Origin of the sequence: Longispora fulva (assembly GCF_015751905.1) — a bacterium.
Taxonomy (GTDB): Bacteria; Actinomycetota; Actinomycetes; order Mycobacteriales; family Micromonosporaceae; genus Longispora; species Longispora fulva.
In genome coordinates this window covers 5,774,325-5,785,879 of sequence record NZ_JADOUF010000001.1, presented here as the reverse complement: position 1 = coordinate 5,785,879, position 11,555 = coordinate 5,774,325, and the positions used below count along the sequence as shown (strand labels likewise).

10 protein-coding genes are annotated in these 11,555 nt (G+C 70.9%); 6 read left to right on the top strand and 4 right to left on the bottom strand.

Annotated features, from left to right (window positions below; translation table 11 throughout):
* Positions 1 to 20 precede the first annotated feature (20 nt).
* Positions 21 to 518 carry a hypothetical protein gene (locus IW245_RS26080; RefSeq protein WP_197005797.1) on the top strand — a complete coding sequence of 166 codons (498 nt, stop codon included), beginning with the start codon at positions 21 to 23 and terminating at the stop codon, positions 516 to 518.
* 12 nt (positions 519 to 530) lie between these two features.
* Entirely contained in the window at positions 531 to 1,040 is a 510-nt protein-coding gene (locus IW245_RS26075; RefSeq protein WP_197005796.1) for a hypothetical protein, read from the top strand.
* A gap of 39 nt (positions 1,041 to 1,079) precedes the next feature.
* Here the strand turns inward: IW245_RS26075 and IW245_RS26070 are convergent, their stop codons facing one another.
* Positions 1,080 to 2,723 (bottom strand): DNA repair helicase XPB, encoded by a 1,644-nt coding sequence (locus tag IW245_RS26070; protein ID WP_197005795.1) that lies wholly within the window; start codon positions 2,721 to 2,723, stop codon positions 1,080 to 1,082.
* Positions 2,724 to 2,822: 99 nt separating this feature from the next.
* Between IW245_RS26070 and IW245_RS26065 the strand changes: the two genes are divergently transcribed.
* Positions 2,823 to 5,111, top strand: a complete 2,289-nt coding sequence (locus IW245_RS26065; protein ID WP_197005794.1) for a helicase-associated domain-containing protein — start codon at positions 2,823 to 2,825, stop codon at positions 5,109 to 5,111.
* Between the two features lie 59 nt (positions 5,112 to 5,170).
* On the opposite strand, the gene IW245_RS26060 is transcribed toward IW245_RS26065, so the two are convergent.
* Positions 5,171 to 8,131: a hypothetical protein gene (locus tag IW245_RS26060; RefSeq protein ID WP_197005793.1), complete on the bottom strand. Its 2,961-nt coding sequence runs from the start codon at positions 8,129 to 8,131 to the stop codon at positions 5,171 to 5,173.
* Positions 8,132 to 8,183: 52 nt separating this feature from the next.
* On the bottom strand, positions 8,184 to 8,630 hold the full coding sequence (locus IW245_RS26055; RefSeq protein WP_197005792.1) for a hypothetical protein: 447 nt from the start codon (positions 8,628 to 8,630) through the stop codon (positions 8,184 to 8,186).
* A 185-nt stretch (positions 8,631 to 8,815) separates the two neighbouring features.
* Between IW245_RS26055 and IW245_RS26050 the strand changes: the two genes are divergently transcribed.
* A complete protein-coding gene (locus IW245_RS26050; protein WP_197005791.1) occupies positions 8,816 to 9,484 on the top strand; it encodes a hypothetical protein in 669 nt (222 codons plus the stop codon).
* A gap of 99 nt (positions 9,485 to 9,583) precedes the next feature.
* Here IW245_RS26050 and IW245_RS26045 read toward each other — a convergent pair whose 3' ends face one another.
* The gene (locus IW245_RS26045; protein WP_231398939.1) at positions 9,584 to 10,402 is read right to left on the bottom strand and encodes a L,D-transpeptidase family protein; all 819 of its coding nucleotides are present in this window, start codon (positions 10,400 to 10,402) and stop codon (positions 9,584 to 9,586) included.
* Positions 10,403 to 10,594: 192 nt separating this feature from the next.
* On the opposite strand from IW245_RS26045, the gene IW245_RS26040 reads away from it, so the two are divergent.
* Together IW245_RS26040 and IW245_RS26035 are read left to right on the top strand one after the other, a co-directional pair.
* Positions 10,595 to 10,798 (top strand): hypothetical protein, encoded by a 204-nt coding sequence (locus IW245_RS26040; RefSeq protein ID WP_197005789.1) that lies wholly within the window; start codon positions 10,595 to 10,597, stop codon positions 10,796 to 10,798.
* Positions 10,799 to 10,929: 131 nt separating this feature from the next.
* Complete coding sequence (locus IW245_RS26035) at positions 10,930 to 11,541, top strand: HAD family hydrolase (protein ID WP_233472933.1); 612 nt, start codon at positions 10,930 to 10,932, stop codon at positions 11,539 to 11,541.
* Positions 11,542 to 11,555 lie beyond the last annotated feature (14 nt).

The window sequence follows — 11,555 nt, the reverse complement described above, 5'->3', positions numbered from 1 at the left end:
AGCGCCATGGCACACGTCACATGGGTATGCGTGCGTCCCGTGCCCTCGTCGTCCTGGCCGTGCTGGCCCTGCCGGCCTGCACGTCCGCGTCTCCGGCCCCGTCGGGCACCCGTCCGACGCCGACCGCGAGCGCGTCCGCCCGCCCGACCGTCGGGCCGTCCGGGTTCGGTACCCAGATGATCCTGCTCCGCAACGGCGGTCTGAAGGGCGGATCGGACATGTGGAAGGTCGAGGCGAACGGGGCCTGGCGGCTCACCGACGCCAACGGCCAGCAGGTCAGGGCCAGCGGCACCCTCACGGCCACCCAGCTGGGGGAGTTGACGAACAGGCTCAACGACCCGGCCCTGGCCGCCGAGCTGTCGGCCCCGGCCCGCCAGGAGACCTGCCCAGACGGCATCACGTACGTCCTGAACGCCGGGCCCACCTCGGGAGTCGTCCCGAGTTGCGGCCTGGAGGCCCCCACCCCTCATATCGTCGAACTGGCGGAATTCGTCGGCCGTGTGACGGCGACCAACTAGGAGAACAACAAGATGCGCACCCTTCGTGTACTGACGATCGCCGGCCTTGCCGCCCTGGCCCTGGCCGCGTGCGGCGCGGAGCCGGCCAAGTCCCCGAACGCCGACACCCAGGCCTCCACCTCGTCTTCGGCACCGGCCCCCACCCCCACCTCGACGGTGAACCCGAACCCGCAGAAGGTTCCGGCCTCCGCCGACGAGGTGGTCCTGGTCCGTACCGGCGGGCTCGCCGGGGTCAAGGACTCCTGGAAGATCCAGCCCGACGGCTCGTGGACCAGCGCCAGTGACCGGACGAACGCCAACAAGTCCGGCAAGCTCACCGAGGCGCAGCGGACGACGCTGACCGGCCTGCTCAAGGACCCGGTCCTGATCAAGGAGCTGAAGACCCCGGGCACGGCGAAGTGCGCGGACACGTTCAACTACACGCTGGTCGTCGGGCCGGAGACGTACACGGTGGAGAACTGCGGGCAGCCCCGGCCCACGTTCGACAAGGTCCTCGGCCTGATCCAGGGCCTCACCAGCTAGTGGCGACGACCGGCCCCGGAGACTCCGGGGCCGGTCGGACTAGCCGGGCGGGGCCAGCACGTCGTCGGCGTCGATGATCGTGTACGCGTACCCCTGCTCCGCGAGGAACCGCTGCCGGTGCGCCGCGTACTCCGCGTCCACGGTGTCCCGGGACACGACGGTGTAGAAGTGCGCCTGCCGCCCGTCCTGCTTGGGGCGGAGCACCCGGCCGAGCCGCTGCGCCTCCTCCTGCCGGGAACCGAACGTGCCCGACACCTGGATCGCGATCGACGCCTCCGGCAGGTCGATGGAGAAGTTCGCCACCTTGGAGACCACGAGCACCTTCAGCTCGCCCTTGCGGAACAGGTCGAACAGCCGCTCGCGCTCCTTGTTCGACGTCTTGCCCTCGATCACGGGCGCGTCCAGCTCCTCGGCGAGGTGGTCGAGCTGGTCCAGGTACGCGCCGATCACGAGGACCGGCTCGCCGGCGTGCTTCTCGATCAGCTTGCGCACCACGGGCAACTTCGTCTTCGCCGTGGCCGCCATCCGGTAGCGTTCCTCGGCCTCCGCCGTCGCGTACGCCATCCGCTCGCGCTCGGTCAGCGTCACCCGGACCTCGCAGCAGTCGGCCGGCGCGATCCAGCCCTGGTTCTCGATGTCCCGCCACGGCGCGTCGTACCGCTTCGGGCCGATCAGGCTGAACACGTCCCCCTCGCGGCCGTCCTCGCGGACCAGGGTGGCCGTCAGACCCAGCCTGCGACGCGCCTGGAGATCGGCCGTGAACCGGAACATCGGGGCCGGCAGCAGGTGCACCTCGTCGTAGATGACCAGGCCCCAGTCGCGGGCGGAGAACAGGTCCAGGTGCGAGAACGCGCCCTTCCGCCGGGTGGTCAGCACCTGGTACGTCGCGATGGTGACCGGCCGGATCTCCTTCTTCTCCCCCGAGTACTCCCCGATCTCGTCCTCGGTGAGCGACGTGCGCGCGATCAGCTCACGCTTCCACTGCCGCCCGGCCACCGTGTTCGTGACCAGGATCAGCGTCGTCGCGCTCGCGTGCGCCATCGCCGCCGCGCCGACGATCGTCTTGCCCGCGCCACAGGGCAGCACGACGACCCCGGACCCGCCGGCCCAGAACCCGTCCACCGCCTCCTGCTGGTACGGCCGCAGGTGCCAGCCGTCCTCCGCGAGGGTGATCTCGTGCGACTCGCCGTCCACGTACCCGGCGAGGTCCTCCGCCGGCCAGCCCAGCTTCAGCAGGCCCTGCTTGATGTTGCCCCGCTCGGAGCCGTGCACCGCGATCGTGTCGTCGTCGATCCGCGCGCCGAGCATGCCGGCCAGCCGCTTGGACTTGGCGACCTCGACCAGCACCGCCCGGTCCGTGGACCGCAGCACCAGACCGTGGGCCGGGTCGTTGAGCAGCTGCAGCCGCCCGTACCGCGACATGGTCTCCGCGATGTCCACCAGCAGCGCGTGCGGCACCGGATAGCGGCTGTACTTCAGCAGCGCGTCGACCACCGACTCGGCGTCGTGGCCGGCGGCGCGCGCGTTCCACAGGCCCAGCGGGGTCACCCGGTAGGTGTGCACGTGCTCGGGGGCACGCTCCAGCTCGGCGAACGGTGCGATCGCGAGCCGGCACGCCTGGGCGTCCGGATGGTCGATTTCGAGAAGCAGCGTCTTATCGCTCTGCACGATCAGGCAGGTCATGCGGGTACCTCCAACAAGGCAGACCCTCAAGTATGCCCGGTCGGCGACCGTGTACCGGCAGGCCGCGTTTTGCCCCGGGGGCAGGTAACTTAGGAAACGATGTCTATGAGCCTGGCTGACCACCTGCGAGCGTTGCCCGATGAGGCCCTCGCGGGGCTGCTTCGTGCCCGTCCGGACCTGACCGTCCCCCTTCCGGGAGACCTGTCCGCCCTGGCCAACCGGGCCCAGACCCGGTTGTCGGTGGCCCGGGCGCTCGAGGCCCTCGACCTGTTCACCCTCGAGGTGCTCGACGCCCTCCGGCTGCTGGGCGCAGCTCCCGCCGGGACCGCGACCCACGGCACGGCATCGTTGGACGCCGTGCTCACCGTCACCGCGCCGTACGTGACGGAGACCCGGGCCGCCGTCGACCGGCTGCGCGCGCTGCTCCTCGTGCACGGCCCGGACACCGCGCTGCGGCCGGTCTCGGTGCTCGACGAGGTGTGCTCGGCGTATCCGGCGGGCCTCGGCCGGCCGGCCGCCGACCTGGGCGACACCGCGGCGACGGAGCTGGCGGCCGACCCGGCGGCGCTGCGCCGCACGATCATGTCCGCCCCGCCCGAGGCGCGCGCCGTCCTGGACACCCTGGCCGCCGGCCCGCCGGTCGGCTCCCTCACCGAGGCCCGGCAGGACAGGACCGACGACTCGCCGGTCCGCTGGCTGCTCAACCGGCGGCTGCTCGTGCCGATCTCCGACGACGCCGTGGAGCTGCCCCGCGAGGTCGGCCTGCTGCTCCGCCGGGACGAGGGCCCGCTCGGCCAACTGCACCCGACCCCGCCGGTGCTGCCGACCAGAAAGCGCGGCGGAGCCGTCGACCAGGCCGGGGCCGGGCAGGCCATCGAGGTGGTCCGCCTGGTCGAGGTGCTGGTCAACGACCTGCCGGCGCCGATCCTCAAGGCCGGCGGCCTGAGCGCCCGCGACCTCAGGCGGGTCGCGAGGACCGCGGCCGTCGACGAGGGCACCGCCGGCCTGCTCCTGGAGGTGGCGTACTCGGCGGGGCTGATCGGGGTGTTGGACAACGGCACCGGCGGCGCGCACTGGCTGCCGACGGCCGTCTTCGACACGTGGCTCGCGGCGGGTCTCGCCGAGCGCTGGCAGATCCTCGCCGAGGCCTGGCTGCGGATGCCCCGCCAGGCGGCCCTGATCGGCACCCGGGACGAGCGGGACCGGCCGATGAACGCCCTGTCGGGCGAGCTGGCCCGCTCCGGCGCGCCGGCCCTGCGCGCGGCCGTGCTGGCCATGCTCACGGAGCTGCCCGCCGGTACCGGGGCGGAGGCCGAGGACGTGCTGGCCGTGCTGCGCTGGCGCTCCCCGCGCCGGTTCACCCGGCCGACCCTGCTGGCGGCCGCGCTGTCGGAGGCCGCGACCCTGGGCCTGACGGCGATGGGCGCCCTGACCGGCTACGGCCGGGCCCTGCTCGCGCCGGAGTCCGTGGACGACCCGCTGGGCGTGCTCGACCGTGAGCCCGGTTCCGTGATGATCCTCGCCGCGCTACTGCCGGCCCCGGTGGACCAGGTGCTGCTCCAGGCGGACCTGACGATCGTGGTCCCGGGCCCGCCGTCGACCGGGCTGGCCGCCGAGCTGGCGGCCGTCGCGGTCCGCGAGTCGCCCAGCGTGTACCGGGTGAGCGTGGACAGCCTCCGCCGGGCCCTCGACGCGGGGTACGCGGCGACGGACCTGCACGCCCTCTTCGCGCGCCGGTCGACCACCCCGGTGCCCCAGGCGCTGACCTACCTGGTGGACGACGTGTCCCGCAAGCACGGCGGCCTGCGCGCCGGCTCGGCGTCGGCGTACCTGCGCAGTGAGGACGAGGCGCTGCTCGCCGAGCTCGCCGCCGACCGCCGGCTGTCGGGGCTCGCGTTCCGCCGGCTGGCCCCGACGGTGCTCGTGTCGCCGTACCAGATCGCGCGGGTGATCGACGCGCTCCGCGACACCGGCTACAGCCCGGTGCCCGAGGACGCCACCGGGGCGGTGCTGCTCACCAGGGCCGCGCCGCGCCGCGCGCCCACCGCCGGGTTCGACCGGTCGTCCGGGCAGCCGCTGGAGCTGCCGGAGGCGTATCTGGCCGGCATCGTGGAGGAGCTGCGGATCGGCGACGCCCGGGCCCGGGCGGCCCGCAAGGCCCCGGTGGTGGTCAGCGGCACCATCGATGACGCTCTCGCCGTGCTCCGCGACGCGATCCGCGACCGGGTCGCCGTCTGGGTCGGCTATATCGACCCGCACGGCTCGACGATCTCCCGGCTGGTGCGTCCGATGTCGATCGGGGCCGGCTACCTGCGCGCGGAGGACGAGCGCAGCGAGACCCTGCACACGTTCGCCCTGGCCCGGATCACGTCCGCCACCCTGGCCTAACGTGACAGGAGGGGATGGACCCGGGCGGGCCCATCCCCTCCTGTCAGAAGCGTGCTGCGCTAATTCGGGTAGTCATCTCCACAGTGCTGCCCTGGACTCGGAACCGTGGGGACGAACGCCATCGCATCGAAGGCGACGTCCACAGTGCCGTTCGGGACCGCGTAGTCGTGCTCGATGTTGTTGAGCACGACCCGGGCGCCCCGGCCCAGTTCGTAGTTGCCGATCGAGACCCACCGGTCGAAACCCTGGGTGACCGGCGTGCTGGAGTGCTGATTGATCTGGCACGCGACGGGGTGCTTGGGGTCGGGACCGATACCCACCTGTCGGTCGTAGGCATCGGCGTACACGACGTACTCGCTCTGGGTGTTGTCCCCGCCGTGGCTCGGGATGTGCACCCAGATGTCGTACCTCTGCAGCTGGGTCTCGCCGAGGCCCAGGTACGGGGTCCACGTACCGACGACCTCATGGGTCGCGTTGTACCGGTCCGGCCCGAGCACGTCGTCCGGCTGGTAGGTGTGCGTGAACCACATGTGCCCGTTGTACCCGGCCCCGGCCTGGTGCACGTCGACGAGGGCGGACGCGGCCCCGTTGGCCCCACCCGGGTACCCGGTGCGCAGCGTGAACTTGCCCTGGCTCGCCGGCACGTTCGGACAGCCGAGGGCGTACTGCGACGTGTCATTCAGGTCGTACACCACGGCGGTGTTGCCGCCGGGCTGGTGGTAGGGGTCCTTGAGCGGGTTGAACGTCGAACAGTCCCGGTCGTAGACCCGCTTCACGCCCGGTTCGGCGGCTCCCGCCGAGTAGCTGAGCCGCTCCGTCGCGCACTGGTTGGCCGAGCAGTTGGCGAACGTCGCCGTACCGCGCCACCAGCAGGCGCCGTTCCAGCTCGGACACGGGTCGGCGGTCGTGGAGTTGCAGTGGTTCCCCGCGTCGCAGAAGGTCGCCCGGGTGGGGACGGTGATCTTGCCTGCGGTGTGAATCATGTCGGTGGTCGCGCTGCCGAACGCCGGGGTGGCGTAGGCGTTGGTGGCCGGGGTGCCCTTCAGCTGTGGCGTCTCGGCCCAGCCCATGATCCGCTCCGGGTACGACCAGTGGCTCGGCGTGGCCGCGTCGGCGTAGGAGTTCCGCAGGAAGGGATCCCGGTTGGACGGGTACGCCGGGTTGGCCGGGTTGTTCAGGTAACCGACGCCCCAGTACCCGGCGTTGGCCGGTGCCTCGCTGTTCGGGTGGTAGCCGCTGTTGTAGGTCCAGACGGCCAGGAACCAGTTCTCGACGTACCCGGCGCTTCCGTCGTTCACGTAGCTGCGCCCGGCGGGCTCGTCGTACAGCTCGTTCCACTTGTCGATCAGGATATTCAGGCCGGCGGCGATGTTGGCCGCGTAGTCGGTGGCGATGGCGATCTGCTGGGCCCGGGTGTAGGTGGTGTCGCCGACCCGCATGCCGGTGGTCACCTGCCCGATGCCGTACCCGCAGTCCGCGGCGGGGTAGTTGATGCTCACCCCGTCGCCGCCGTTGCCGTAGTAGTCGGCGACCAGGGGGTTACCGGTGTCGCCGGGTACCGCGTGCCAGGAGGCCTGGGACAGGTTGGTCTCCTGGGCCAGGATTCCCAGCATGACCTGCGCCGGCACGGTGCCGCCGCCTCGGACCGCGTGCGGCGGGAACATGCCCTGGGGCGAGTAGGCCGCCTGGCCCGTCTTGAGGTAGTTGGCGGGCCGGTTGGTGGTGAGGGTTCCGTGCACGGCCCGGTCCACCGCCCACTCGACCATGTCCGGGCTGACCTGGAACGCCTGTAGCGCAGGGTCGTTGCGGGCGATGGCGCAGGTCGGCGTCGGGTCGGACGTCAGGGCGGCCGGGGCCTTGGGCGCGGAGATGGCGTCGAGGGTCGGTGCCCTCGTCGTCGTGACCGCCCCGGTCAGGACCCGCCCGCTGTGGGTGGATCGCGTGGTCACGGTCAACGTGCCGGCGTCCCGGGGATCCGCGTGAGCCAGCGGGGAGGTGCCGGCACGGGCGGCCTGCCCGGTCAGCAGGATCTCCGCGAGGAGGTGCCCGTGGCCGGAGACCGCCTGGACCTGCCGGTCGCTCGACAACTTCGCCAGCTCGGCCACGCCGTCGTTGACCGCTGTGGTGTCGCCGACCACGGCGTTGCCGCCGCCGGTCAGACCGAACAGTTGAAGCTTGTTCCACGGGCCCGAGCCGACCCGTCGCAGTGCGCCGCCGACGAACCGCTGGACCACCGCCCGGTCGCCGTCGACGGAGGCGATGTCGACGCCCTGGTGCGCGGTGGCGCGCACCGCGAACGGCCGACCCTGGGGTTGGGCCACGGCGGTCAGCTCACCGGCCGGGCCGACCCGGACGAGCTTGCCGTTCGCCATCCCGTAGTCGCCGTCCGGCGCGGGCGCCGGCGTGGTGAACTGGGCATCGATCCGCCGGGTTCCGGTGACGCGGCCGGCCGCCGCGTCCACGGTGAGCAGGTCGGTCTTCTGGCCGTCGTCCCCGACCGCCCGCGTCAGCAGCACCCGGTCGTCGGGCCCGCACGCCGGGTTGAAGTAGGCGAGCTGGACGCCCTCGGTGAGCCGGGTTGCCTTGCCCGTCCGGGTGTCGACCACGGCGGCCAGCGCCCCCGAAGCCATCAGCCGGGGACTGTTCGCAGCGGTGGCCGGGGCGTAGACCGCCACGGCGTAACGGCCGGAGCCGGTGACGCACACCTGGCCGGTCCAGCTGCCGAGGTCCAGCGCCGAGGCGGTGAGCGTCGCCAGGGTCTTCCAGGCGAAGGCGTCCTTCTCGGAGGCGGAGTAGAGGTGGAATCCGGTGGTGTCGCCGACGCCGGTGACCAGGACGTCGGACGACTTCTTCCAGCCCGGGGCGAGGTCGGAGTCGGGTTGGGGGCGGGCGGCCTGCCCTGCGGGCGCTGGCTGGGTGGTCGGCGGGGCGGCCTCCGCGCCCGGCGCGGCCACGGTCAGCCCGGTGAACAGGGCTAGTCCAGCCGTCAGATATCGCAGTCTTCTACTGTTTTTTCGCATGATGAATCCCCGTGATTCAAAAGGTGTACGAAGGGTGCGTGCTACGGAAGGGTCAGCGCCAGCGACTGCAGACGTTGAGGCCGCCATACCGCGCGTCATGGTTCACGTCCGGGTCGACTCCGTCGTGGATCGCGCAGTACTTGATGGAGTTGGTGGTCCAGCGGACCATCGTGGTCTGCCAGCCGCCGAGCCCGTTCACCTGCTCCTGCACGGTCCGGTACGGCCCGCCGTACTGGTCGGACACGAACATCACGATCTGGTGGTTGTCGTTCGGATTGATCGTGACGTACTCGCCCCAGACCGCGTCGCAGAGTGGTGAGTACATGAGTTCGCCGTGGATCTTGGGCGGGGTGTTCTCCGGGTCTGGAAAGTTCGAGTCGGCGACCCCGTACCCGGCGATGCCGTACGCGTCCGCGCCGCATCCGTAGTTGGCGGCGAGCTTGCCCTCACACGTGGCGCCCGAACAGGTGGGCGGCGTTGCGGAGGCTGGTTGGGTCATACCCGTGACCGCGGCTGCGACTGTCAGTGACAGTCCACAGAGCATAGAGATGTACTTACGCATGCAATCTCCCCGTGAGATGTAAATGCACCAGGGCCGAACCGTATGGGTTGCCGAGTACGATTGTCAATGTTATGTTCGGCCGGCACGGTCCGTCCGGACCGTCGCTCCACGGGGGAGCACAGATGGACAAGTTCGACGCCACAACGACCACCGCGAAGAGGCGACGTGGTCCGTGGATCCTGGGCGCGCTGGCCATCGTCCTGGTCGGAGGCGTCGCGACGACCGTCGCGACAGCCCCCCGGGACGGACACCAGGTGTCCCCACGGTCGGGCGGCCAGTCGTCGGGGGACGTGCAACCGACGGTGAACCGACCAGCGATCAGCCCGGAACCCGGAGTCTCACCGCCGCCGGGCGTCCCGGCGGCAGGGGCCACGATTCCGGGTACCTCGACTGCTGAGGTCACCAGCAAGCTCGCCTCGGTCTTCGGCGTGAGCTTCACGGATGACGGCACCGTCTCGTACTACGTGAAGTTCGTCAAGCCGGGCACCGACCGTGAGATCTCGATGGTCACGTCGCACCCCAGGGGCGATACGACCGGCCCGCTCTCAGGCCTTGCTTGTCGCATCCTCCGGCCGGCGATGGTCGTCGACCGGGCGGTGCTCACCGACATCGAGACCTGCCTGGCGCCTGCACTGAACGGCACGGAGCAGACCGACGTACCGGCCTGGCTGGACAAGAACGCGTCCGGCGTTCAGGAGAACAAACCGCAGACGGTCGCCTTCGCGCGGTTCAACCTGTTCGTCAGCCGCAATGGCGCCGACATTCTCGACGTCCGGCTGCTCGCCAGATAGTTCCCCACGAAGCTGGGTCTGCGGAGGCTGGCACCATAGCCTTGTGCCGGGCCGGCCAAGGACTGGGCCCCGGACGGCGGAGCCGTCCGGGGCTCTCGCCTACGTCCCCGGCTTCCTGCCGAAGATGTGCACGGGCGTGCCCACCTCGGTCATGTTCCACAGTGCCTTCGAGTCGTCGGGGAGCATGTTGATGCACCCGTGTGAGCCGAACGCGTCGTGGATGTAGCTCGGGGTGTCGTGGAAGCCCATGCCGTCCACGACATGCTGGAAGTGGTACAGGTTCACCTTGTACGGCTTGGACCACTCCGGATTGTTCTTCCGGGTCAGCTCGAAGTGCCCGGCCGGCGTCTGGAACCCGCCGCCCATCCCTGTCCGCACCACGGTCGGGGCGAGCACGATGGATCCGTCCCTGGTCGCCCAGGTGATCTGCTGGGTCAGGTCGACGCAGATCGTGAGGCCGGGGCCGGCCCCGCACAGCGCCGGGTCGAACGCCGCGATCCGGCGGGCGACGTTGGCGGTCAACGGGCCGGGCTGGCCGGACGGCGGCCGGATGTCGAACCGGGTCTGGAACGCCTTGATCGCCGCGCAGTCCCCATCGGACTGGAAACCGTCGGCGTCGACGGCTCCATAGCCCCCGATCTTCACCAGGAGGTCCTCGACCTCCTTCTGGTTCTCGCCGGGCTCGCAGCTGCCGGTGTTGCCGCGCACGGGCGGCTCGGACGGGACGGGTGACGGGCTGGTCGACGGGCCGGCCGATGGGCTGGCCGTCGGGCTCGGCGGGGTCACGGGGCCCTCGGCCGCCTTCACCGCGACGTCCTGGAACCGGGGTGTGACCGGCGTCGGACTCAACGCGTAGGCCGACGCGGCGCCGAGCACCACGGCGGTGAGGGCGCCGGCCATGATGGCCACCGCTCTCATGCGTACACCCATGTGTTTTTCCTCCCGGGGGTTGTGGGCCTGCACCAATATGACGCGGAAGGGTGCCCCACGGGTTGCCGGAGACTTCTGAGAATCTTCGTCGGATTCGCGATTGTCCACGATACCCGGGCTCCGCAAGGCCGCCGGGCGGTTGTGACAGACTGACCGGACAGGGTGATCTAAGGAGTCAGCATGGGTAACGCCCACGAGCCGGCGCACGCGCAGTCCGGCCGCAAGGCCGCGATCGTCAAGGACGGGCACCTGCCCCTCAACGAGCTCCTGTTCGACCGGGCCGGGGCGCCGTCGCCGTTCGGTGAGGACGTCGAGTTCCCGCTACCGGTGGACGGCCTGTCCTACACCCACCCGCACGAGGGCACGGCTCCGACCCACCACTAACTCCTCCCACGCGCGACGATGGCCGGCCCGGAGATCGTCCGGACCGGCCATCGCCTCGGAGGAGGAGAGCTGACTTCTTAGGAAACTTTCCTAAGAGTTGCATCGAACGCCGTCGCTGTCAAGGAGTGTCCGTGCCACGTCCCCTTGTCGGATTCGACCTGGACATGACCCTGATCGACAGCCGGCGCGGGATCGGGGCGGTCTACCACCAGCTCAACGCCCGGTACGGGCTGGACATCGACGTCGACCTCGTCGTCGGCCGGCTCGGCCCGCCCCTGCAGTGGGAGATCGCCCAGTGGGTGCCCGAGGACCGGGTCGAGGAGATGGTGGCCGCGTACCGGGCGCTGTACCCGGAGTACGCGATCCCCGCCGTCGACCTGCTCCCCGGGGCCCGCGAGGCGCTCGCCGCCACCACCCCGGTGGTGATCACGGCCAAGAACGCCCCGCAGGCCCGCCTGCACCTGGAGTACTTCGCGCTCGACGTCGAACACGTCGTCGGGCTCGCCTGGGGCGAAGGCAAGGCGGACGCGCTCCGCGAGCACCGCCCGGTCGCGTACGTCGGCGACCACACCGCCGACATGGCCGCCGCCCGCAGCGCCGGAGTGCCGGCGATCGGGGTCACGACGGGGCACTGCACGGCGGACGAGTTGCGCGAGGCGGGCGCTGACCTGGTGCTCCAGGATCTCACTTGGCTGGACCTGGCGACCCTGGATAGCCTTAAGGGCCCTGTTATCCGTAAATGAAATGTGAGGTCCCG